Source organism: Thermomonospora echinospora (assembly GCF_900108175.1).
GTDB lineage: Bacteria > Actinomycetota > Actinomycetes > Streptosporangiales > Streptosporangiaceae > Thermomonospora > Thermomonospora echinospora.
In genome coordinates this window covers 93,991-117,345 of the sequence record NZ_FNVO01000009.1, presented here as the reverse complement: position 1 = coordinate 117,345, position 23,355 = coordinate 93,991, and the positions used below count along the sequence as shown (strand labels likewise).

At 73.9% G+C, this 23,355-nt stretch carries 17 protein-coding genes; 7 read left to right on the top strand and 10 right to left on the bottom strand.

Annotated elements, in window-relative coordinates; translation table 11 throughout:
- Positions 1-79: 79 nt before the first annotated feature.
- Complete coding sequence (locus C4U03_RS21085; RefSeq protein WP_103939560.1) at positions 80-2,923, bottom strand: ATP-binding protein; 2,844 nt, start codon at positions 2,921-2,923, stop codon at positions 80-82.
- Between the two features lie 417 nt (positions 2,924-3,340).
- On the opposite strand from C4U03_RS21085, the gene C4U03_RS21080 reads away from it, so the two are divergent.
- A complete protein-coding gene (locus C4U03_RS21080; RefSeq protein WP_103939559.1) occupies positions 3,341-4,558 on the top strand; it encodes a PucR family transcriptional regulator in 1,218 nt (405 codons plus the stop codon).
- 55 nt (positions 4,559-4,613) lie between these two features.
- Here C4U03_RS21080 and C4U03_RS21075 read toward each other — a convergent pair whose 3' ends face one another.
- Positions 4,614-6,296: a substrate-binding and VWA domain-containing protein gene (locus tag C4U03_RS21075; protein WP_160147048.1), complete on the bottom strand. Its 1,683-nt coding sequence runs from the start codon at positions 6,294-6,296 to the stop codon at positions 4,614-4,616.
- A gap of 339 nt (positions 6,297-6,635) precedes the next feature.
- Here C4U03_RS21075 and C4U03_RS21070 point away from each other — a divergent pair, with 339 nt between their 5' ends.
- A complete protein-coding gene (locus tag C4U03_RS21070; protein WP_103939557.1) occupies positions 6,636-7,514 on the top strand; it encodes an alpha/beta hydrolase family protein in 879 nt (292 codons plus the stop codon).
- Positions 7,515-7,666: 152 nt separating this feature from the next.
- On the opposite strand, the gene C4U03_RS21065 is transcribed toward C4U03_RS21070, so the two are convergent.
- Positions 7,667-8,572 carry an NAD(P)-dependent oxidoreductase gene (locus C4U03_RS21065; protein ID WP_103939556.1) on the bottom strand — a complete coding sequence of 302 codons (906 nt, stop codon included), beginning with the start codon at positions 8,570-8,572 and terminating at the stop codon, positions 7,667-7,669.
- Positions 8,573-8,672: 100 nt separating this feature from the next.
- On the opposite strand from C4U03_RS21065, the gene C4U03_RS21060 reads away from it, so the two are divergent.
- Positions 8,673-11,903, top strand: a complete 3,231-nt coding sequence (locus tag C4U03_RS21060; protein WP_103939555.1) for a BTAD domain-containing putative transcriptional regulator — start codon at positions 8,673-8,675, stop codon at positions 11,901-11,903.
- Positions 11,904-11,940: 37 nt separating this feature from the next.
- On the opposite strand, the gene C4U03_RS21055 is transcribed toward C4U03_RS21060, so the two are convergent.
- Complete coding sequence (locus C4U03_RS21055; RefSeq protein WP_103939554.1) at positions 11,941-12,474, bottom strand: DUF6817 domain-containing protein; 534 nt, start codon at positions 12,472-12,474, stop codon at positions 11,941-11,943.
- 274 nt (positions 12,475-12,748) lie between these two features.
- On the opposite strand from C4U03_RS21055, the gene C4U03_RS21050 reads away from it, so the two are divergent.
- A complete protein-coding gene (locus C4U03_RS21050) occupies positions 12,749-14,368 on the top strand; it encodes an AMP-binding protein (RefSeq protein ID WP_103939712.1) in 1,620 nt (539 codons plus the stop codon).
- 136 nt (positions 14,369-14,504) lie between these two features.
- Here the strand turns inward: C4U03_RS21050 and C4U03_RS21045 are convergent, their stop codons facing one another.
- From C4U03_RS21045 to C4U03_RS21025, 5 genes are all read right to left on the bottom strand, one after another.
- Positions 14,505-15,614, bottom strand: a complete 1,110-nt coding sequence (locus C4U03_RS21045; RefSeq protein WP_103939553.1) for an XRE family transcriptional regulator — start codon at positions 15,612-15,614, stop codon at positions 14,505-14,507.
- The gene (locus C4U03_RS21040; RefSeq protein ID WP_103939552.1) at positions 15,611-16,312 is read right to left on the bottom strand and encodes a hypothetical protein; all 702 of its coding nucleotides are present in this window, start codon (positions 16,310-16,312) and stop codon (positions 15,611-15,613) included. The genes C4U03_RS21045 and C4U03_RS21040 overlap by 4 nt, the downstream gene beginning before the upstream one ends.
- 125 nt (positions 16,313-16,437) lie before the next feature.
- Positions 16,438-16,722 (bottom strand): hypothetical protein, encoded by a 285-nt coding sequence (locus tag C4U03_RS21035; RefSeq protein WP_103939551.1) that lies wholly within the window; start codon positions 16,720-16,722, stop codon positions 16,438-16,440.
- Between the two features lie 536 nt (positions 16,723-17,258).
- Positions 17,259-17,864 carry a hypothetical protein gene (locus C4U03_RS21030; protein ID WP_103939550.1) on the bottom strand — a complete coding sequence of 202 codons (606 nt, stop codon included), beginning with the start codon at positions 17,862-17,864 and terminating at the stop codon, positions 17,259-17,261.
- A 316-nt stretch (positions 17,865-18,180) separates the two neighbouring features.
- Positions 18,181-18,534, bottom strand: coding sequence for a hypothetical protein (locus C4U03_RS21025; protein ID WP_103939549.1), 354 nt, complete (start codon positions 18,532-18,534; stop codon positions 18,181-18,183).
- Between the two features lie 570 nt (positions 18,535-19,104).
- Here C4U03_RS21025 and C4U03_RS21020 point away from each other — a divergent pair.
- The 3 genes from C4U03_RS21020 to C4U03_RS21010 all read left to right on the top strand — a co-directional run bounded on the left by C4U03_RS21020 (position 19,105) and on the right by C4U03_RS21010 (position 22,097).
- The gene (locus C4U03_RS21020; RefSeq protein ID WP_200827369.1) at positions 19,105-19,821 is read left to right on the top strand and encodes a polysaccharide deacetylase family protein; all 717 of its coding nucleotides are present in this window, start codon (positions 19,105-19,107) and stop codon (positions 19,819-19,821) included.
- Positions 19,822-19,879: 58 nt separating this feature from the next.
- Positions 19,880-21,130 (top strand): glycosyltransferase, encoded by a 1,251-nt coding sequence (locus tag C4U03_RS21015; protein WP_103939547.1) that lies wholly within the window; start codon positions 19,880-19,882, stop codon positions 21,128-21,130.
- A 457-nt stretch (positions 21,131-21,587) separates the two neighbouring features.
- On the top strand, positions 21,588-22,097 hold the full coding sequence (locus C4U03_RS21010; RefSeq protein ID WP_160147047.1) for an STAS domain-containing protein: 510 nt from the start codon (positions 21,588-21,590) through the stop codon (positions 22,095-22,097).
- Positions 22,098-22,396: 299 nt separating this feature from the next.
- Here C4U03_RS21010 and C4U03_RS21005 read toward each other — a convergent pair whose 3' ends face one another.
- Positions 22,397-23,323 (bottom strand): SAM-dependent methyltransferase, encoded by a 927-nt coding sequence (locus C4U03_RS21005; RefSeq protein ID WP_160147046.1) that lies wholly within the window; start codon positions 23,321-23,323, stop codon positions 22,397-22,399.
- Positions 23,324-23,355 lie beyond the last annotated feature (32 nt).

Below are 23,355 nucleotides of genomic sequence, written 5' to 3'. Positions count from 1 at the left end.
ACCATGCGCTGACCGCCGCCCGGCCCCGCGGGACGGACGACGGTCAGCGCGTCGGTCAGCGCCTTGGTCAGCGCGCCGGTCAGCGCAGCAGCATGGTCAGCTCCACCCGGGAACGGATGTCCAGCCGGGTGAAGATGTTGCGCAGATGGTGCTCGATGGTGCGCGGGCTGAGGGTGAGCTGGGCGGCGATCTCCCGGTTGGTGGCGCCCTCGGCGACCAGCCGGGCGATCTGCAACTGCTGCGGGGTCAGCTCGTCCAGCCCGGCCGGGGCGCAGTCGCGGGCGGCCGGCTCGACCGTCTCCCCGGCCGCGCGCAGCTCCGCCCGCGCCCGCTCGGCCCACCGCTCGGCCCCGTACTCGGTGAAGATCTGCAGGGCGTCGCGCAGATGGTCGCGGGCGGCGCGGGGCCGCCGGCCGCGCCGCAGCCGGTGCCCGTACAACAGCGCGGTACGGGCCAGCTCGAACGCCGACTCGGCGGAGGAGTGCAGCCGCAGCGCCTCCTCGAAGTGCGCCACCGCCGCCTCATCGCAGCCGGCCAGCAGCGCCCGGCAGCGATGCGCCAGCGCCAGCCGGCCGGGACTGCGGGTGCCCTCGGCCCACCGCTCGTAGGTCTCCAACGCCTGCACGGCCTGCCGCCGCTGGTCACTGCGGACGGCCGCCTCCACGAAGTACGGGGCGGCCAGCACCCGGATGGTGCGGTGCTGGGCCCCGGTCACGGTGCGCAGCCGCAGCCGGGCGGCGGCGTCGGCGGGCCGGTCGTCGGCCAGCTTCAGGCAGGCCAGCGCCCACGACGCCACTGTGGCCGGCCGGCTCAGCCCGCGGGTGCTGATCGGCTCGGCGACGGCCGCCAGATGGGACGCGGTGGCCTCGCGGTCCCCCTGGAACGCGCTGACCAGCGCCATCAGGGCCAGATGGTCGACCGCGCAGTTGTCCTGCCCGGCGGCCCGCGCCAGCCGCAGCCCCTCCGCCGAGTCGGCCAGCGCGGCATGGAACCGGCCCAGCAGGCACTCCACCAGCGACAGGGTGACCAGTGACCACGGCAGCAGCGCCGTGGCCCCGGACCGCCGCGAGCCGTGCACCGCCTGCACGGCCAGCTCGTAGGCCCGCAGGTCCCGGCCGAGGGTGATGGCCGCGACGCTGCCCCAGACCTTGGCCACCGGGTCGGGACTGGCGCCGCCCAGCTCGACCACCCGCCGCAGCGACTGCCCGGCCTGTTCGTGGTCACCGTGGACGGTGGCCGTCATCCCGGCGATGTGCGCCGCCATCAGCTCGGTCACCGGATGCCCGGCCGGATGCCGTAGACCGGCGGCGAGCCGGGCCGCCCGACGCTGGGCGTGCAGGTCGCCGGACAGGTCGGCGGCCTCGGCCGCCGACATCAGCGCCGCCAGCGCCAGGCCGCCGTGCGGCTCGGCCAGCCGGTCGGCCGCCTCCAGCAGCAGCCGCCCGGCGACGGCCGGCTGCCCGGCGCGCAGCTCGATCTCCCCCAGCAGCCGGTCGGCCCGCCCGGCCGGCCACGGCGAACGGATCAGCGGCCGGGCCTGCCGCAGCAGCATCCGGGCGGTGTGCGGCCGGCCGGCCTGCCAGAAGTCCTCGGCGGCGGCCAGCAGCCGGTCGGCCCTGGTCGCCGGGTCGGGGGTCAGCGTCGCCGCCCGCCGCCAGGCGCGGGCCGCGTCGTGGTGGTTGCCCGCCGCCGCGGCCTGGGCGGCGCCCGCGCACAGCTCGTCGGCCAGCGCCGGGTCCGGCCCCTCGGCGGCCGCCGCCCGGTGCAGGTCGCGGCGCAGCCGGTGCCAGGGCCGGTCGAGCACCCGGGCCAGCAGCCGGTGCGCCGCGTGCCGCTCGTTCAGCGCCGCGTCCGCGTACAGGCAGCCGCGCACCAGCGGGTCGCGCACCCGGACGGCCTCGCCGTCCACCCGCACCAGCCCGGACGAGCGGGCGGTCTCCCACTCGGCCAGGTCGATCCCGGCCTCGGTGGCGGCCCGGGTGAGGGTGTCCAGCTCCAGCCGGTCGTCGACGACCGCCAGCAGCACCAGCGCCCGGGCGCCCGGCGGCAATCGGTACAGCCGCCGCCGGTAGTGGGTGCGCATCCGGCTGCGCCGGGGCAGCGCGGCGGGCGGCGGCGCCTGCCCGGCCAACTGCTCGGGGGTCAGCTCGGCGGCCAGCTCGACCAGTGCCAGCGGATTCCCGGCGGCCAGCTCCAGCAGCTCGGTGGCGGTGTCGCCGCAGCAGCCGGCGGTCCGGTCGCGCAGCACGGCCAGTGCGTCCCCGGCGCCGACCGGGCCCAGCCGCAGCGACCGGATGTCGGCCAGGCAGTCCAGCTCGGCGTACGCGCCGCGCTCGCTGCGGCTGGCGAACAGCACCAGCACCGGCTGCGCCGTCAGCCTGCGCGCGGCGAACGTCAGCGCCTCCAGGGACGGCCGGTCCAGCCAGTGCGCGTCGTCGATCCGGCACAGCAGCGGACCGTCCCGGCCCAGCTCTGACAGCAGGCCGTACACCGCGCGGCACAGCGCGAACGGCTCGGCGGGCGGCTCGGCCCCCGCGTCGGTCAGGAAGGCCAGCGCGGCGGCCTGCTCGGCCGGCAGCCGGTCCAGCCACGCGGCCACCGGCCGCAGCATCCGGTGCAGGCCGGCCAGCGCGAACCGGGCCTCGCCCCGCACGCCACGGGTGCCGATCACACGGAAGTCCGGCCCGGCCTCGCCCGCGGCGGCGTCCAGCAGGGCGGTCTTGCCGAGGCCGGGACCGCCCACGATCGCCAGTGCGCCGCCCCGTCCGCGGCGGGTGCGGGAGACCAGGTCGCGCAGCTCGGCCAGCTCCTCGTCCCGCCCGTGCAGGACGGGACGGTGCGCGGCGACGGGCTCCGGCGCGGTGGCCGTCGTGGCGGCCGTTTCAGGGGCCGGGGGAGGGGCCAACAGTGAGTCGGGTGGCATGTCGCTCCTTCCCGCTCAGGGCTTCGCTCAGTTCGGCGGGGTAGGGGTTTCGGTCGGCGTGGAGTCGACGGGCTCACCCTGGATCCTGAAGCCGCCGAGCGCGCCGGTCCAGCGTGCGGACGTGGCGGGTGCTGTCCACCATGCGGTGCCGCGGCGGCCGGAACGGCCGCCCCACCAGGGGGCCTGCTCTGGGGGCGGGAACGTGGAGCGGGCACGTCGCCTCCTTGGGGGGACGCCTGGCACACCAGCACGCCCCGTCGGGCAGGTCCAGAGCGGCATCCGAAGTGAGGGACGGGTCTCAACGGGCCGGGCCTTCGGTTGTGTGCGCACACAATCCCGGCTTTTTGTTGGATCGCTTATATAGCGTCGCGGTGGGGGCGATGGCAGCATGAGCGCACTCACCGAGGGAGGTGGCGCATGGGTGCACTCACAACCTCGTCCGACAAGGCCGACCGCACGATCATCCGGCGGGCGGTGCGCAGGCTTTCGGACCATCTGCCGCAACTGGCGGACCGGCTGGTCAACGAGATCCTCGCCGGAGAGGGGCAGGATCGTCCAGCCGAACTGCGCGCCGACCTGTGGGAGTTGTCTCACATCGGGCTGGGCCACGGCATCGAGGCGATCCTGGACCCCGGCCGCGGCCGCGCCGACCTGCGCTGGGCCGAGGAGCTGGGCCGGCGCCGCGCCGAGCAGGGGCTGCCGCTGGACCAGCTGCTGCGCTCCTACCGGCTGGCCGGCTGCGTGTTCTGGGAGGGCCTGGTCGAGGTCGTCAGCGAGGAGGACCCGGCGCACGTGCCGATGCTGGTCCGCAACGCCACCCAGACCTGGCACACCATCGACCAGCAGTCCACCACCGCCGCGGAGGCCTACCACCGCACCGAGTACGAGCTGCTGCGCCGCAGCGAGGAGCGGGTGCACGCGATCGTCGACGCGCTGCTGGAGGGGCGCGGCACCGACCCCGGGCTGCTGCCGGCGGCCACCCGCGCGCTCGGGCTGCCCGCCCAGGGCCGCTACGCGGTGGTGGTGATCGACCAGAGCGACATGCTGGACGGGCGGGGCTTCAGCCGGCCCGCCGACGGCGGCGGTCTGCGGTTCATCTGGCGGATGCGGGCCGACACCCAGCTCGCCCTGGTCGGCCTGGGCACCGCCGACCTGGCGGAACTGGTGGAGGTGCTGCGGCCGCGGGTGCACGGCCACGCCGGGATCAGCCCGGTCGTGGACACGCTGGCCGACCTGGGCAAGGCCCGCTGGCTGGCCGAGCTGGCGCTGCGCACCTGCCGGGAGCCCGGCGCCGAGATCGCCCGGCTGGACCGGCGGCTGCCGGACGCGCTGGTGGTCTCCCAGCCCGAGCTGGCCGACCGGCTGGGCCGCGGGGTGCTGGGCGCCTTCGCCGAGGTGAACCCGGCCTTCCGGGACGTGCTGGTGTCCACGCTGACCACCTGGCTGGACTGCGACGGCTCGGCGTCCCGGGCGGCCACCCGGCTGTACTGCCACCACAACACGGTGCTCAATCGGCTGCGCCGCATCGAGCAGCTCACCGGGCGCTCGCTGAACCGGCCCCGGGAGCTGGTCGAGGTGGTGCTCGCGCTCAGCGCGCTCAAGCTGGTGGGCCGGAACGAGCCCACCCGCGGCTGACCGGTCCCGGCTGACCGGTCCCGGCGGGTCGGCACCCGGGCTTCAGCATCCGGGCTCAGCACCGGGGCGAGCAGACCCGCCGGGCGGTGCCGGCCAGGAAGATCTTCTTCATGTCCGCGGGCGTGTGGGCGATGTGCACGCTGCCATGCGTGGCCCGCGCCAGCTGCTCCAGCTCGTTACGGTCCACCTCGTCGCCGAAGCCGATGATGACGACCTGGACCGGGCGGTCGGGGTCGTACTCCTTGCGCAACTGGGCCAGCGTCCGGCTCAGCGTGGGGCCGTCGGGGTCGTCGTTGCGGCCGTCGGTCATCAGCAGCACCGTGTTGACCATGTCGGGCTTGTAGGTCTCGCGCATGTGGGTGAACGCGGCCAGCACCGTGGCGTACAGCGCGGTGTCGCCGTCCGGCTTGGGCCGCAGCGACGACAGCGCGCTGAGGATGCGCTGCCGCCGGGTCACCGAGCCGATCCGCTCGCCCAGCGGCCCGAGCGGCACGTTCTCCCGCCAGTCGCGGCGGCCGTCCAGGTTGGTGGAGAACACCCACTGCCCCAGCTCGGTGTCGTCGGGCTGCAGCGCCAACCCCATCTGCGAGGCCTGCGCGAGGACCTGCAACCGGGTGGCCCTGGTGCCCGGCACCCGCTCGATCATCGACCCGGAGACGTCGATCAGGGAGAGCATCCGGGTGGTCAGCGACAGCTTCGCCCACGCCTGCAGGGCCTGGCGGACGTCCTCGGCCTTGGGCACGGGCAGCAGCCCCATCCCGGCGGCCTCCGTCCCGCCCGTGGTGCGCAGCCCCAGGGCGCGCAGGCTCTGGCGGGTCTGGCCGCCGCGCACCTCCCGTTCGAACAGCCGGGCCGCGGCGCTCCTGTCCTCGTCGTCGGCGACCAGCGTGTACGGGTAGTCCAGGACGACCGTCCCCTCGGCGGGCCGGACGACCTGCAACCGTTCGGCGGGCCGATCCCGGTTGTGCCCGAGCACCGCCTGCTCGGAGGTGATCAGGACGCGGTCGCCGACGCCCCGGGCGAACTGGGCCCGTACGTCGGGGACGACGCTCTCGCGCAGGCCCCGGACGATGCCGGTGAACTTGGCGGTGGCGTCGCGGTCGCCGGCCAGCACGGAGCGGATCACGATCAGCGTGCCCAGCCCGACCGCGTGCCGGCCGGGATCGGGCATCCGCGCCTTGCTCCCGCCCGAGGTCAGCAGCCGCTCCCAGCTCGGCGGGGCGGTGGCGCCCACCCCGCGCACCGAACGCGGGACCGCGGCGACGATGGGCGTCTCGGCGATGGAGAACCCGGGCTGCGGCATCCGGACCGCGGCCGGTGAGCCGTCTGAGCCGTCACCGGGGGTCAGGTTCGCCCACAGGGACGAGTCGGGGATCCACACGTCCGGGATGCTCCCGGCGTCACGTGAGCTGCCCGAGCCCGACAGCAGCGTCGCCACCGCCTGCGGGTCGGCGGAACGCACCACCGCCTCGACGCAGCGCCCGCCGGTCACATGCCGCTGCCCGTTGAACCGGTCGGCCGCCGCCTTGATCGCGGGCGCCAGCTCCGGCGCCACCGTGACGTTCAGCTCCAGGGCGCCGCGCGTGACGCAGCCGAGAGATCCGGCGAACGCGTAGCATCCCCCGCCCACCAGGGCCGTCGCCGCCACGATCCCCGCCACCGCGGCCAGGCCGCGACGCCGGGACCGGCGGTCGGAGCGGCGCGTCGGCGGGACGGGGCGCCCCTGACCGGAGCTCACCGTCCATCCGTCGGACGGGTCCGGATGGCCCGGCCGGCTGCTGTGACGTCCGCTCACGCTCGCCCCCATTTCGACACATGCGTCCAGCTCGGCGCCGGAGTTCCAGCAGGGTCGTCCGCCGAAGGTGGGCGGTCAATCGGAAGGCGCCAACACTGTCGGCGCGCATCGCCGGTCCCGCCGCCCGCTGTGGTCGTTCACAGCGAACGCCGCCGATCCTGGGGTTTCGCATACGGCCGGTGATTTCACCGATGCCGGATGGGTGCGTCCACACCAAGACTCCTGGAAGTCCTCGGCACCCCCCGCCCCGCCGAGGGCGCAGGAGAAAGGACGACCCGACCGATGAACACGAACCTGGCGCGCAAGCTGCGGACCCTCCCCGCGCTGCTGGCCCTGGCCGGCAGCGCCATCGTCGCGGCTCCGGCCGCGAACGCGGCGGCCAACCCCTATGAGCGTGGGCCGGCCCCGACCGAGTCCAGCGTGACCGCGGTGCGCGGCCCGTTCGCCACCTCGCAGACCACCGTCTCGTCCCTGAGCGTGACCGGCTTCGGCGGCGGCGTCATCTACTACCCCACCACCACCAGCGAGGGCACCTTCGGCGCCATCGCCATCTCCCCCGGCTTCACCGCCTACTGGTCCAGCCTGGACTGGCTCGGCCCCCGCCTGGCCTCCCAGGGCTTCGTGGTCATCGGCATCGAGACCAACACCACCCTGGACCAGCCCGCCAGCCGCGGCGACCAGCTCCTGGCCGCCCTGGACTACCTCACCCAGCGCAGCTCGGTCCGCACCCGTGTCGACGCCTCCCGCCTGGCGGTGGCCGGCCACTCCATGGGCGGCGGCGGCACCCTGGAAGCCGCCAAGGACCGCACCTCACTCAAGGCCGCCATCCCGCTGGCTCCCTGGAACACCGACAAGACCTGGCCCGAGGTGCGGACCCCCACCCTGATCATCGGCGGCGAGTCCGACGCCGTCGCCTCGGTCGCCAGCCACTCCATCCCCTTCTACAACAGCCTGTCGAACGCCCGTGAGAAGGCCTACCTGGAGCTGGACAACGCCAGCCACTTCTTCCCGCAGGTCTCCAACACCACCATGGCCAAGTACATGATCAGCTGGATGAAGCGGTACATCGACGACGACACCCGCTACGACCAGTTCCTGTGCCCGGCCCCTCGCGCCATCGGCGACATCTCCGACTACCGCGACACCTGCCCCAACTCCTGATAGGGCACCCGGAGGGCGGGCCACCCGGCGTGGCCCACCCCTCCGCACCCGACCCGCACCACACGACGGCGGCCGCGCCACGCGCGGCCGCCGTCGCCGTGCCGTCCCGGCCGAATGGAGGCACCCCCTCCGTCACCGCCGGCCGCGGGCCCCTACCGCCCGGAGGCCGCCTGCGGGTCCCGGATCACCTCGATCACGCTGGTCAGGCCCTCGGCCCCGTGCCCGGCGGCGTCCGCCTGGGCGAACAGATCCCGCAGCGCGCCGGGCATCCCGGTGTGCAGCCCGGCGTCCCGGAACGCCTCGACCACGTGCGCCGCGCCCACCGCCTGCATGTGCAGGCTGTTCTGCTCGCCGGGGTACTCGCGGGCGTCGATCTCCCGGGTGAGGATCGGCAGGAACCCCATCGGGCCGTCCCCGGTGAGCTGGCCGTACAGCCTGGCGGCGAAGGGCCGCAGGTCCTCGGCCGTGGCGCCCGCCGACCCCACCAGCGCCACCGCGTGGAAGTAGGAGGTCAGGGTCGACCAGAACATCATGAGCATCGCCTGGTAGTAGAGCATCGCCAGGCCGGGGTCGGCGCCGACGTAGGTGACGGCGCCCAGTGTCTCCAGTGTCTTGCGGTGGGTGTCCAACGCCGGCTCGGGCCCGCTGTAGAAGACATAGGAGTCCGGCGTGCCGATCCCCGGGGGCGGCACCATGATCCCGCCCGTGACGAGCCGGGCGCCGTGCCCGGCCGCCCAGCCGGCCGCCTCCCGCAACTCCTGCGGGGTCCCTGAGCTGAGGTTGACCAGCACCTTCCCGTCCAGCGCGGCCTCGGCGCCGGCGAACGTGTCGTACATCGCCGGGTAGTCCAGTTGGCTGATCACCACCAGTTCGCCCGCCGCCAGGGCCTCGGCGGGAGTGCTCGCCCTCTGGGCACCCTTGTCCACCAGCGGGTCGGCCTTGGCCGCCGTGCGGTTCCACACCGTCGTCGGCCGCCCGTCCTTGAGGAACGCCTCCGCCATCGCCGCGCCCATCGCGCCCAGCCCGATCACCGTCACCGGCGCGTCCCCGTTGTGCATCGCGGTCTCCCGTCGTGTCGTGTCGTGACGGCCCCACCATGGCGACCGGCCCTTCGGAATCGCTTCGGGACGGCTACGGGCGGCCGGATACGCTGGCCGGGTGCGCTTCGGGGTGCTCGGTCCGCTGGCGGTGTGGACGGACGGCGGCGAACCGGTCAGGGTGCCTGAGGTGAAGGTCCGCGCCCTGCTGGCCGATCTGCTCGCCCACCGGGGACGCCCCGTACCGGCGGACCGGCTGGTCGATGACCTGTGGCCCGGCCGCCCGCCCCGCAGCCCCGCCGCCACCCTCCAGGCCCGCGTCTCCCAGCTGCGCGGGGCGCTGGAGGCCGCCGAACCGGGGGCCCGCGCCCTCGTCATCCGGCGGGCGGGCGGCTACGCCCTACAGGTGGGCGCCGACGCGGTGGACGCCGGGCGCTTCGGCCTGCTGGCCGAGCGGGCGCGGCGGGCCACCGACCCGCGCACCCGCGTGCGGCTGCTGTCGGACGCGCTCGCGCTGTGGCGGGGGCCCGCATTCGCCGACTTCGCCGACGCCCCGTTCCTCCAGGCGGAGATCGCCGGGCTGGAGGAGCAGCGGCTGCTGGTGTTGGAGGAACAGGCCGAGGCTCGCCTGGAGCTGGGAGAGCACGCCCTGCTGGCGGGCGAGCTGGCGGATCCGGTGTCCCGGCACCCGCTCAGGGAACGGCTGCGCGCCGCACATCTGCTGGCCCTCTACCGAGCCGGCCGGCAGGGCGAGGCGCTGGCGGGCTACCGGGAACTACGCGAGCGGCTGGCCGACGAACTGGGCGTGGACCCTGGCCCCGCGCTCGTGGCGCTCCACCAGGCGATGCTCCGGCAGGATCCCGCCCTCGCCCCCGCCGCCGAGCGTCCCCGTACCAACCTGCCCGCCCAGCTCGGCGACCTCATCGGCAGGGCGGAGGCCGTACGCCGGGCGACAGCGCTGCTGGAGACCGACCGGCTGGTGACGCTCACCGGGCCGGGCGGGGTCGGCAAGACACGGCTGGCCCTGGCGACGGCCGCCGGGCTCACCGATGAGTTCCCCGACGGCGTGTGGCTGGTCGAACTCGCCTCGCTGGAGCCGGGCGCGTCCGTCGCCGAGGCCGTGGGGGCCGTGCTGGACGTCCGCGACGACGCGGCGTCCGGACCTCCCCCCGGCCGGCGCCGCCTCGAACCTGCCGCGCACCTGGCCGCCGCGCTGCGGGGCAGGCGGGTGCTGCTCGTCCTCGACAACTGCGAGCACGTGGTCGAGTCCGCCGCCGAGCTGACCGCGCTGCTGCTGCGGACGGCGCCGGAGCTGCGCATCCTGGCCACCAGCCGAGAACCGCTGGGGATCTCCGGAGAACGGGTCCAGGCCGTCCCGCCGCTGGACCTGCCCGATCCGGCGGCGCCCGCAGGCGGGCCGCCGGAGTCGAGCGCGGTGCGGCTGTTCGCGGCGCGGGCCGCCGCCGCGGCGCCCGGATTCATCCTCGACGAGAGCACCGGCCCGGCGGTCGCGGTGATCTGCGCGCGGCTGGACGGCCTGCCGCTGGCGCTGGAACTGGCCGCCACCCGGGTACGGGCGCTGGGCGTGCGGGAACTGGCCGCCCGCCTGGACGACCGGTTCCGGCTGCTGACCGGCGGGCGGCGCGACGCCCCGGCCAGGCAGCGGACGCTGCGCGCCGTGATCGACTGGAGCTGGGAGCCGCTGACCGGGCCGGAGCGCGCGGTGCTGCGCCGGCTGGCCGTTCACCCCGACGGCTGCACCCTCCAGGCCGCCGAGACGGTCTGCGCGGGCGACGGCGTCGAGCGGGCGGACGTGCCCGACCTGCTGTCACGCCTGGTGGACCGTTCCTTGGTGGTGGCGGCCCCGCGGGGCTCCGGGGAGGTGCGCTACCGCCTGCTGGAGTCGGTGGCCGCATATTGCGCCGAACGCCTGGAGGAGGCGGGGGAGCAGGCGCGGGTCCGGGACCGGCATCTGCGCTACTACACCGACCTGGCCGTGAGCACCGAGCCGTCGCTGCGCGGTAGCGGGCAGCGGCGGTCGCTCGAACTGCTCGACCTGGAGGCCGCCAACCTGCGCGGCGCACTGGAATGGGCGGCCCGCCGGCATGCCGCCGACCAGGGTCTGCGCCTGGTCAACGCGCTGGCTTGGTACTGGTACCTGCGGGGGCGGCTGGGCGAGGCCCGCCGCTCGCTCGCCCTGGCGCTGTCGATCGATGGCCCGGCGCCCGCCGCCGTCCGCGCCCAGGCCATGTGCTGGCGAGCGGGCATGGAGGTGGCCGCTGGGGACGACTTCGGCGCGGCCGAGGAGGGAGAGGCGGCGCTCGCGCACTACCGGGAGACCGGCGACCGGGCGGGGCACGCCAGGGCGGAGTGGTTCCTGACGTTCGTCCGCTGGGCCTATGGCGACCTGTCGGCGCATGAGACTCGGCTGGACGGAGCGCTGGCGACCTTCGGCCTCCTGGGCGACCGGTGGGGGACGGCCGCCGCGCTCGGCACCCGCGCCAAGCTGGCCCTGAGCCGGGCTGACCTGGCCGCCCTCGAACGCGACGCCGAGCGCAGCCGGGCCCTCTTCCGCGACCTCGGCGACGACTGGGGCCTGATCGAGGCCACCGACGCCCTGGGCAAGCACGCCGAGATCGTCGGCGACTACGACCGCGCCGCCCGGCTCCGCGGCGAGATCCTGCGCGTCGCCGAGGACCTGGGCCTGTGGGGGCAGGTGTCGTTCGCGCTGTCCGGCCTGGGCCGGATCGCGCTGCTCACCGGCGACCTGGCCGGCTCGCGCGCACTGCACGACCGCGCCGGCCGGCTGGCCGCCGAGCACGGTGACAAGTCCGCCGAGGAGTACGCCGGCGTCGGCCTGGGCCTGGTGGCCCGTCGCGAGGGCCGGCTCGACGAGGCCGACCGCCAGTTGCGCCGCTGGCTGGCGTGGCTCCGTCAGGTGAACGGCGACGCCGGGGTCTCCTTCGTCCTGGCCGAGCTGGGCTTCGTCGCCGAACAGCGGGGCGACGCGCAGGCGGCCCTGGCCCTGCACACCGAGGCCCTGGCCGCCGCCACCGGCCACGCCGAAGACGAGGGGCCGTCCGGGGATCCCCGGGCCGTGGCGCTGGCGCTGGAAGGGCTGGCGGGGGCGCACTCGCTGGCGGGCGACCCGCGGCAGGCCGCGCGGCTGCTCGGTGAGGCGGCCGGGATCCGGGAGTCCGTGGGGGCGCCGCTGCCGGACGGCGAGCGGGGCGACGTCGAGCGGGTCACCCGGCGAATCCGTGCCGCGCTGGGCGACGAGGCGTTCGGCGAAGCGCTCCGGCAGACCCCGGCGGACTTCCTGGGGCCCTGGAGCGGGCAGACGGTCTCGTAGGCGGGCCGCTCGCCCGCTGTCAGGGTGGTCGGGCGGATCAGGGCAGTACGGTGCGGACGGCGTGCCGGGCGGCGTCGCCGAGCAGCGCGTCCCAGGAGGTGAACAGGTCGCGCAACCCGGGGCCGTACCGTTCGCGGAACTCGGGGTTGATCTCGACGAGGTCCAGTTCGTTCGCCACCGTGAGCTCCGCGAAGTCACGGCGGGCGGCGGGCGGGGGATCGGACCGCTCGCCGCTGAAGCGGTCCCGGAACGGCCCGCCGCGCGCCAGTTCCGGATAGGAGGAGGCGCGGTCACAGCTCGCGTAGAAGTAGACGAGGTTCTCGGCCTCCTCGCCGATGCACGCGACCAGTTCCGCCCGGCGGCTCGTCTCGCCCAGCGCGGTGGCGAACCCGTCCGTGCCGTAGAACGCGTGGCACAGCCCCGCCAGCCGCACCGCCGGACGTACCCGCCACCGTTCCAGCATGGCGTGGACGCGCTGAAGGTGAGCCAGCAGTGTTCCGCCGGGATGTGCGATCTCCTCCGCACCTCGTCCGGCGAGCAGGTCCAGCGCGGCGGCCGTCCGATCATCCATGCCGCCATCGTGCGGACGCCACGGCCCCGGGTCAACGCATGTGCTTCCTTTGACCACCCCCGAGGGCTGCTCGGACAGACCACCGGGACGATTTCCGTGGGCGAGGAAGTTAGCGGCACGCGGTGACGGAGATATGTCAACTGGGTGATAAAAGACGAGACCGGCGGGTGGGCCGGATTCATGGCGATCGGCCGATTCCGCTGCCTACTCTCGGCATTCGCCGGCGCCGGCGGGACGGCCGTCCCCATGTGCCGGCGGGAGACGGAGAGCGGTGGTGGCGGAAAAGGCCGGGATCGGACGGCGGGCCGGAGCGGCGTTCAGGATCGCCGTCATGTTCGGGCGCAGCGGACTGTGGCGGCCGGGACACCCGACGCGGGTGGCGCGGCAACTGGCCGGGCTCCGGCGGTGGGGCACCACGCTGGGCGGGTCGTTCATCTCGGCGGCGGCCCGCGACCCCGACCGGCCGGCGATCGTGGACGACTACGGGGCGCTGACCTACGCGGAGGTGGACGCCCGCACCGACCGGCTGGCGACGGCGCTGGGCGAGGGCGGGGCCAGACCGCGGGTCGCGGTGCTGTGCCGCAACCACCGGGGCATGGTGGAGACCCTGGTGGCGTGCAGCAAGCTCGGGTCCGATGTCGTTCTGCTCAACACGGGGATGAGCGCCGAGCAGTCGCTGAAGGTGCTGGACGAGCAGCGGATCGAGGTGCTCGTCGCCGACGCGGAGTTCACCGGCGTCCTGGAGGGCGCCCCGGAGACGGTGCGCGCCCTGACCGCCGACGGCCCCGGCTCGGACCTGGCCGGGCTGATCGAACGGGCGGGTGACGCCCGCCTCGCCCCGCCGCCCAGGCCCGGCCGCACCGTGGTGCTCAGCTCGGGGACGACCGGGCGGCCCAAGGGAGCCGACCGGCACTCCAGGCCGGGCCTCAGCCCGCTGGCGTCGATGCTCTCCCGGATCCCGCTGCGGGTGCACGAGACGGTGCTCATCGAGGCGCCGCTGTTCCACACCTGGGGTTACGCCAACCTGCAGATGGCCATCGCGCTACGGGCGACGATGGTGCTGCGCCGCCGGTTCGACCCGGAGGGCAGCCTGCGGGCCGCCGCCGTCAGCCGGGCCACCGTGCTGGTCGCGGTGCCGGTGATGCTGCAGCGCATGCTGGAGTGGCGGGCCGAGGCCGGAGCCGAGGAGATGCCCGACCTGTCCGCGCTGCGAGTGGTGGCGGTGAGCGGGTCGGCGCTGCCCGGCGGCTTGGCGACCAGGTTCATGGACGCCTTCGGCGACGTGCTCTACAACCTCTACGGGTCCACCGAGTCGTCCTGGGTGACCATCGCGACCCCCGAGGACCTGCGGCACCACCCCGACACGGCCGGCACCCCGCCGCCCGGGACCAGGCTGGCCATCTTGGACTCCGGCGGGCGGCCGGTGCCGCCGGGCACGGTCGGGCGGATCTTCGCCGCCAACGAACTGCTGTTCGCCGGCTACACCAACGGCGCGGCCAAGGAGATGCACGACGGCCTGATGAGCCTGGGCGACCTGGGCCGGATCGACGAGCGGGGCCGGCTGTTCGTGCAGGGCCGCGACGACGACATGATCGTCTCCGGCGGGGAGAACGTCTTCCCCGGCGAGGTCGAGGACGTCCTGAACGACCTGCCCCAGGTGCGCGAGGCCACCGTGGTCGGCGTCCCGGACACCGACTTCGGGCAGCGGTTGGCCGCCTACGTGGTGCTGAAGCCGGGCGTGGAACTGACGGCCGACGAGGTGCGCGAGCACGCCCGCCACCGGGTGGCGAGGTTCGCGGTGCCCAGGGACGTGCACTTCCTCGACGAACTGCCGCGCAACGCCACCGGCAAGATCGTCCGCAGGGACCTGCCCCCCGGCCCCGCCGGAGCCTAGCGGCCCGTCGGCGCCTACTGCGGCGCCTACAGACCTTCGCCGATCTTGACGTTGTGGTCGTCTGAACGCGGTTCAGAGTCCAATAACGTCAAGATCGGCGGGATCTGCCGGGTGAGGGGGCGCGGTGGGTGCCGCGTCAGAGGGCCGGGCGGGTGCGGGGTGGTACCAGCAGGTCCAGGTCGGCGCGGGTGACGCGGGCGGTGGTGGCCAGGTGGTCGCGGTCCGTTCCGGCGATCGCGGCGACCTCCATCGCCCGGACGAGCATGGTCGGCGTCTCCAGGGGGCGGGGCGGCCCCGGCTCCTGGCGGCGCCAGCCCCTGGCGCTCAGGGTGCTCATGGCGTTGCGGTAGGTGACCTCCTTCATCACCTTGAGGGTGCGGGCCCGGTAGAGCAGGGCGGCCATGCTCACCCCCCACTCGGCCTTGAGGGCGGCCAGCCGCGTCCAGTCGGCGGTACGGGGGAGGGCGTCGGCGATGTCCTCCTCCGGCATCAGGAACTCGGCGGCGAACCGGTTGGCCTGGTCCTCGACGACCTTGCTGCCGGGCTCGGCGTCGGCGTGCATCACCAGGTGCCCGAGCTCGTGCGCCCCGTCGAAGCGGTTACGCCAGTAGTCGCCCTTGGCCGGGTTGAACATCACCATCGGCCGGGGGTGGGCGCTCACGCTGAAGGCGTCCACCCGTTCGGTGGAGGGGGGCAGCACGATGACGACGATGCCGCGGGACTCCAGCAGCCGTACCACGTGCGCGATCGGGCCGGGCGCGGCGGCCAGCGCCGCCCGCGCCGCCCGCGCCGCCCGCACCGGACCGGGCCCGGCCATCTCGTCGGGATGCACCGGATACTCCGGAACGTCCACGGGCGGGAACTCCACGACCGCCTCCAGCGCGGCCACGATGTCACCGGCGATCCGGCCGTAGGCGAGCGCCTGGTCGCGTTCGATCTGCGTGGTCGAGCGCAGCGACCGGAAGTGGGCGTGCGCCGAGTCGAGCACCGCCCTGCCGTGCCCGGCGTGGAAGAACTCCACCGGCACGCCCAGCGCGAAGGCCAGCCGGGACAGCGTGATGGCCGACGGCCGGTGCACCCCGGCCTCGTACTGGCCGATGGCGGTGGGGGTGGTGCCGATGGCCTCGGCGAGCTGGTTCTTGCGCAGGCCGCGCAGGCGGCGGGCCAGGGTCAGCCGCTGGCTGTCGAACAGCAGCCGGGCCTGGTCGGCACGTCCGCCCGGACGCCCGTCCTCGTGGTCGCTCACCGTGCCGCTTCGGCCGCCGTTCCGTCTGTGGCCGCGCCCGGCTCGCGCAGGCGCAGCGGAACGCCGTCGGTGTCGTCGCTCCACAGCGGCATGGTCGGCTCGGCGATGCGGCGGGGGTCGGGGCCGAGCGTCTCGGCGGTGAGCGGCCTGCGCCACCACCAGGGCGAGCCGGCGTCGGCGTTGTAGCGCGGGCGGCCGATGAACAACTCGGTCTCGATCGGCTCGTCGGTGGCGCTGTGCGCCAGCACCAGGGTGACGGGGGCGGCGGCGGGCCGGACGCTGATGCCCAGGTCCAACGTGAGCTGGGGGTCGCCGGGGAAGTCCTGCCGGGAGACGGCCTGCTTGGTGGGGCTGTCCTGGTCCCAGCGGATGGCGTCGACGGCGCCGAACTCGTGCCGCTTGAGCAGGACGCGGTAGGCCCCCAGCCGCCAGCCCGGCGATCCGTTCAGGTTCTCGCGCACCACCCGCCCGGCGAGCGGGCCGCCGGCGCCCCGGCGGGGCGGGTCGATGCCGAACGCCTGGTCGAGCTGGGACTCCAGCACGTCGAAGGAGGTGTAACCGAAGGAGCGGTCCTTGAACCCGGCGGCCCGGCTCAGCGCCCCGAGGACGATCCGGGTGGTGGCCTCGTGCGCGTCGCGCAGCGCGTGGAGGAAGCCGGCCTCCAGCAGCGTGTCCCAGGCGTCCTGTGCTTCGGTCATGCCCGGAACTGTAGTCAATCCCAGTATCCGGCGTCCCGAAATGAAGTGGTGTGTCCGGCCTCCGGTGGGCGGACACGACGAGGGGGCCGGCGCCGGGCGCCGACCCCCTCAGTGCGAACCCTGGGTCAGTGGTTCTTGTTCAGGATGGCGTTCGACTGCTCGCACTCGGCCTTGTAGATGTCGTTGGCGCTGTTGACGGCGAGCAGCGCGACGTCCTCGATGATGTCCAACCCGAGCAGGCCGTTGTGCTCGTTGCCCTGGTCGATGTCGCACTTGTTGGCGAGGACGTTGTGGTGGTTGCTGTAGATGTCCTTGTCGTGGTCGCCACCCGCCATCGCGGGCGTGGCGCTCATCAGGACGCCACCGGCGGCCACGGACAGAATGCCGGCCGCTGCCAGTCGCTTCAGCACTGTGATCTCCTTCTTCCGATTGCGGTATACCGATCCGGCTCCGGCGTTTACGTCGGCGTGCGGCGACGCGCCGCCGCGCCCCTCGCCGGGGCACAAGAACAATGAATATCACCGGGTGCACCGCGGAACCAGTGACATCCGCGAATGCGGGGAACTCTTTCCCGTTGTATTGCCTGCTCCGGTCGGCGCAATTTTCTCATTGTCGTGGATGGCCGGATTATGAATTGTGCGGGCATGTGCTCGTGGGGCCGCCCGGCTTGTCCGATAGACCTTTGTCGTGCCGGATCGCCGTACGGTGAGATGCGAATTCGGAATTTCGCCGGTCCGGCCCGTCCGCCACCGGGTCGTGCCCGGCGCGAGGCCGGGTCGTACCGGGCGCGAGGCGGCGGTCTCACACCGCCGTGCACACCGGACGGTGCCGGTCCCGCTCCCCGGCGGAGCCTCCTCCACCGGCCCCGCTCTCCGGTGGAGCACCGCCGGGAGAACGACCGGAGGGGCCGGCGCCAGGCGCCGGCCCCTCCACGTGCGGACCGCGGTCAGCGGTTCTTGTTGTAGATGACGTTGGCCTGGTCGCACTCGGCCTTGTAGACGTCGTTGCCGCTGCCGAGGGCGAGGATCGCGACGTCCTTGATGACGTCCAGGTCGACGAGGCTGTACTCGTTGCCCTGGTGGATGTCGCACTTGTTGACCAGGACGTTGTCGTGGTTCTTGTACTTGTCCCGGTCGCCGATACGGCGGAAACCGTAGTCGTCGTCGCCGTAGAGGTCGTCGTCGCCGTACAGACCGTCGCTGTCGCCGTACAGAGCGTCGTTGTCGTAGCCGGGCTCGTTGGAGCCGTAGCGGTCGTCGGGACGGTTGGAGCCGTAGCCCTCGTCGGGGCGGCCGTAGCCGTAGCCCTCGTCAGGACGGTTGTAGCCGTCGTTGGGGCGGCCGTGGGCCTTCTTCTTGCCGCGGGCCGGCGCCTTGTGGTGGTGGCCGGGGTTGCGGACCTTGCCGTTGTGGTGGCGGCTGTGGCTGTGACCGTGGTGGCGGCCCTTGTTGCGGCCGTGGTCGCGGTCGCCGGCCATCGCGGGCGTGGCGCTCATCAGCATGCCACCTACGGCGGCGGTCAGAATGCCGGCCGTTGCCAGTCGCTTGAGCACGGTTTCTCCTTTTTCGTGTTTTGAATGGCGATCTCGACGTGCGGCATGCGCAGCCCGCCGGTCACGGGTCAATGCCTACACCGTGTGCACCCGGTTGTCGATGTCGGCCAGAGAACTCGGGCGCTTTTTTCCCCGCGCATTGCTTTGAATGGTGGCGGTGAAGTGCAAAACGGCGGGCAGGGTGTTTTCCGGGGCTTGTCCGACTCTCCGGATGCTGGAAAGGAGAAGTGCGACCGGATCGACCGGACGGCGTGCCCGCCCCGGACCTGCGGAGGGGCCGGCGCCCGGCGCCGGCCCCTCCACGTGCGGACCGCGGTCAGCGGTCCTGGTTGACGATGTAGTTGACCTGCTTGCAGCCGCTGGACGCGCTCCTGGAGACGCGGCCGCGGTCGGAGTCGTCGGAGCCGTCGAAGACGGCCGGGAACAGGAACTCCATGCCCCGGAACATCTCCCTGAACTCACTCCTGAAGTCGTCGCCGCTGCCCTGGTAGCTGCTGCCGCGCGGGTTGCTGCGGCTGCCGTCGGGGCAGTTCACGAGGACGTTGTTGCTGTTGTCGTAGATCTGCGGGTCTTGGTTCCTGCGGGTATCGGCCATGGCGGGCGCGGCACTCACCAGCACGCCACCCGCGGCCACGGTCAGGACGCTCGCCGCCGCCAGTCGCTTGAGCACGGATATCTCCTTCTTCCGATTGCGGAATACCGATCCGATTCCGGACCTGCCGGTTGAGGCGGCCCGCCGGTCAGGGGCTAGGACTACACCGTGTGCACAGGACTGTCGACGTAGGTTGCCGATTCCGGCTGCTTTTTTCCCCGCGCATTGCTTTGAACGGCGGCGATACGGGACATGGGGCGGCGGCGGTGTCCCTTTCCGGGGGTTCGTCCGGGCGGCGGGTCCGGCGCGGGCCGCAGGCGTGACCGAATTGGACCGGAGGGTGCGCCGGTGTGCCGGATCGGACGTCGCCAACAGATGGTCAAGCATCGGCCGATACCGAGTCAAGTTCCTGGTTGCGGCAAAGGGGCTGTGCCAGGCTCGGGTGCCGCCCGGGAGGACGCCTGGACCGGTTTCGGGCGCATGTCCCTGACGGTCCGGCCGAGATCCCGTGGCGCACCTGTTTCCCGGGGCCGTCCGGTGACCGTTCCGGCCGTTCCTCGTCCGCGGGCCGTTCCGGAGACCGAGCCGGGACCCCGGGGGCCCGGATCCACGCCGCAGCCGTACGGGAGAGAAGAAGGTGAGCGGTCGGTGAAACGCAGACCGGCGGGAATGCCGCTGATCCTGAGGTACCGCTCGGTGGGCCGGACCGAGCGGGGTCCGGCGCGGCCGAACGTCCCGCCCGAGGTGTTCGAGCGGCAGATGGACTGGCTGTACCGCAACGGGCTGCAGGGCGTGAGCGTCGGGGAACTGCGCGCGGCGTGGCGGGCCGGCCGGGCGCGCGGCCTGGTCGGGCTGACCTTCGACGGCGGCTACGCCGACTTCGCCACGCGGGCCGCGCCGGTGCTGCTGCGCCGGGGCTTCACCGCGACCGTGTTCGTGGCCGCGGCGGAGATAGGCGGGGAGAGCACCTGGGACACCGGCCCCCGCCGCCGGCTGATGTCGGAGGACCAGATCCACCGCGTCGTGGGCAAGGGCATGGAACTCGGCTCGCACGGGCTGCGGTACGTGTCGCTGCCCGGGACGGACGACGAGGAGCTGGTCGAGGAGCTGACCCGCGGCCGGTCGATGCTGGAGGACCTCACCGGCGGGCCGGTCACCGGCTTCGCCTATCCGTACGGACACGTGTTGCGGCGTGAGATGGACGCCGTGCGCAAGGCCGGTTACGAGTACGCGTGCGCGGTCTGGCGTTCGCTGCTCAACGGTGACCACGCGCTGCCCCGCACGCGCATGGGCGACCACGACCGCGGGGTGCGGATGTGGGCCAAGGTCTTCCGGCACCAGCTCGTGTGGAGGACCCGGGTGTGATGAACGTTTCGCGGGTGCGCGTGACGACGCGGATGGACAGCACCGTGGAGGTGACGAGATGACACGCCCCCCACGTGTGCTGCACGTCGTCCAGCCGACGACCTCCGGAGTGGGCGCCTACGTGGCCGACGCGTGCGCCGACCAGCAAAGGCGCGGCTGGCACGTGGCGGTGGCCTGCCCGGACGAGGGGGACCTCGCGCGGCGTCTGGCCGAGCTGCGGATCGTCCGGTTCCGCTGGGCGGCGGAGCGGGTGCCGGGGCCCCGGACCCTGGCCGAGGCCCGCCGTCTGCACCGGCTCGTCGGGGCCTTCCGCCCCGACGTGGTCCACCTGCACTCCTCGAAGGCGGGGCTCGCCGGGCGGCTGCTGCCCAGCACCGCGCGGGGACACCGGCCGGTGGTGGTGTTCCAGCCGCACGGCTGGTCGTGGCCGGCGGCCGGTGGCGGGCTGGGGTGGCTCGCGCTGTGGTGGGAGCGGGCCGCCGCCCGCCGTACCGATCTGCTGGTGTGCGTGGGGGCCGGGGAGGCGCAGGTGGGGATCGCCGGGCGGGTGCCGGGGCTGCTGCGGATCGTCCGCAACGGCGTCGACCTCACCCGGTTCCGGCCCGCCGGGGCGGAGGAGAAGGCGCAGGCCCGTGCCCGGCTGGGGATCGACCCGGACGCGCGGCTGGCGGTGTGCGTGGGCCGGGTCACCCGGCAGAAGGGTCAGGACGTGCTGCTGAAGGCATGGCCGCTGGTCAGGGCGGGCTGCCCGCGCGCCGAGCTGGCCGTCGTCGGCAGCGGTGACCGGCTCGCGCGGGCTCGCAGGCAGGCCGGTGCGGGCGTCCGGTTCACCTATGAGGTGGACGACCCCCGTCCCTGGTACGCCGCGTCGGACGTGGTGGTGGTGCCGTCACGCTGGGAGGGGCTGCCGTTCACCGCGTTGGAGGCCATGGCGACGGGGCGGCCGGTGGTGGCCTCCGACATCCCCGGGCTGTCGGAGCTCGTGGCGCCCGGCGCGGGCGCGCTGGTGCCGCCCGGGGATGTCGGGGCGCTGTCCGAGGCGCTCGTGGAACGGTTGTCGGACGCCGGGACGGCCGAACGGGAGGGGCTGGCGGCGGCCGGGCTGGCGCTCGGCTGCGCGGCGGACCGCACGTTCGCCGAACTGGCCGCCGTGGTCACCGAGGCCGTGCAGGACGTCCGGGGCGTGTCCGCGCCCATCGGAGTGCCGGTGGCCGCGGTCCCGCCCGGCGGCGACCTGCGGCGGCCCTCCGGTGAACCGCGCGCCCACCGCGTACCGGGCGGCCGTCCTTTTGCGGCGCCACGGCGGTGACCGAATATCCGCAAAGGAGCCGGAGCACCGTTGCGGATTTCTGCTCGTCCATCGCCGGGCGGGCCGGCGGAAAGGCCGGGAGAATGTGCGGTGAAAAGCGCCGGCGGAGCGCGTCCGCGCCCTGCGGGAAGCGGTGACCTCCCGGCGTTCGCGACAAGTACCCCAACAGGGGGCGAACCGGGACTCTCTGGACATGGCCGGGGCCGGATCCGCCCCGGACCGCCCCGGGGCGGGTCAATGCCGCTTGGACCAGTCTTGACCCACGGCCAAGTGTCCTGTCCGGGGGCCCGGGTATTTTCTTCGGCAATCGAGTACTTCTCCCAATGGTCGGTTCACACGTTGTGGCAACTGGTGGAGGTAATCGATCTGCACCGGCGGGGCCGCATTCTCTGGCGGCCTCGCCATTGATTCTTGGACCATGTGGCTCGCACCCCTCGGGAAGGGTCTTCGATGGCTTATGACGTACGAATGCCGGTACAAGTCACCGCCCGAGCCGGAGCCGGGGCCCGGCCTGCGGGTCCGCGTCCACCGCACCGGCAGCGATCTGGTGGTCGAACTGACCGGTGAGCTCCGGTCGAGCACCGCCGAGATCCTGCGGGCGTCCCTGACGGGCGCGCTGCGGGCGGTGCCGGGGCCGCGGGTGGTGCTGGACCTGTCGGGAGCCCGGCTGGCCGACCGCTTCGGCCTGGGCATCCTGGTCGCCCTGCGCAACGCGGCCGACCGGGCGGGTGGACGGATGATCCTCGTCCGGCCGCCCGCCGAGGTCCTGGCGCTGCTGGCCGAGACGGGACTGGACCGGCACCTGCACGCCTGTCACAGCCTGGAACTGGCCGGAACCCGGATGCCGGGCGGCATCCGGACCGCACAACTGCTGCCCGTCCGCGGCCCCGACCCGCAGACCCTGTCCGCCCACCTGTCCCACGAGCCCACCGGCAGGCAGCCCGCACCAGAGGGCACGGAGGCCTGAGCCCGGCCGCCGACGGGAGCCACCGTCGGCGGCCACCATGACGCGCGGCAACCGGACCAGGAACGGCGGAGCCGCACCATCCGCAGGCCGTCAGATGGGTTGTATACGGATGGGCGAGGTCCCGGCTGTGCGGTCGTCATGGCGCGCGGCAACCGGGCCGGGACGGTGGAGTCACACCATCCATACGCCGTCAGATGAGGTGGACGGGGTGGTACCCGGATGGGCGGGACTCCGGCCGCGCGGCGGCCGGACCAGAGACGGCGGAGCCGCACCAACCGGTCGGCCGCCCGTGTACGTCGTCAGACGAGGTGGACGGGGTTGCAGCCGGACGGGCGGGACTCCGGCCGTGCGGTCGTCTCGGCGGGAGGGGACGACAGCGGACGCGAACAGGCGACCCCCGCGTACATCAGGCTGTGCTCCGGCGGTTGTGAGGCGATGTCGGGCCACCACTCCCCGGTGAAGACCAGACCCGGATCGACCGGCGCTAAGTCGCCGAAGAACCCGGCGACCTCCTCCCGGCCGCGCGGCACCAGCGGACGGCCGCACTCGGCGGCGAACAGGCGGGCGGCCTCGGCGGTAGCGGCGGTGGCGACGTCGGAGGCCAGGTGCGAGACGGCCAGTGCGCTGCCGGCCGGGAGCGCCCGGCGGATCCGCGCCACCGCCTCCTGCGGCCCGTCCGCGTCGGCCAGGAAGTGCAGCACGGCCGTCAGCAGGACGGCGACCGGCCGCTGGAAGTCCAGCAGCCGGCCGGCACGCACCGTGTCGAGCACGTGCTCCGGATCGCGCAGGTCGGCCCGGAGCACGGCCACGTTCGCGTTCTCGACCAGCAGCGCCCGCCCGTGCGCCAGCACGACCGGGTCGTTGTCGACATAGACGACCCGCGCCCCCGGCATGGTGCGGTCCGCGATCTGGTGCACGTTGTCCCGGGCGGGCAGGCCGCAGCCGATGTCCAGGAACTGACTGAACCCGGCCTGCGCGAGGCGGCGCACCGCCCGGCCGACGAACGCCCGGTTCTGGCGGGCGGCCAGACCCAGCATGGGCTGGACCCGCAGCATCCGCTCGGCCAGCGCCCGGTCGGTCTCGTAGTTGTCCTTGCCGCCGAGCAGATGGTCGTAGACCCGGGCCGGGCTGGGGCCGGACAGGTCCAGGTCGACGGGGGGCTCCGCATCGTCCCGCCCGTCCCGTTCCCACCACCCGTCCGGCCGGAATGGGCGCGCGTGGTCCACGGTCGAACCGCCTCCCAGGTCAAGGAAAGCCG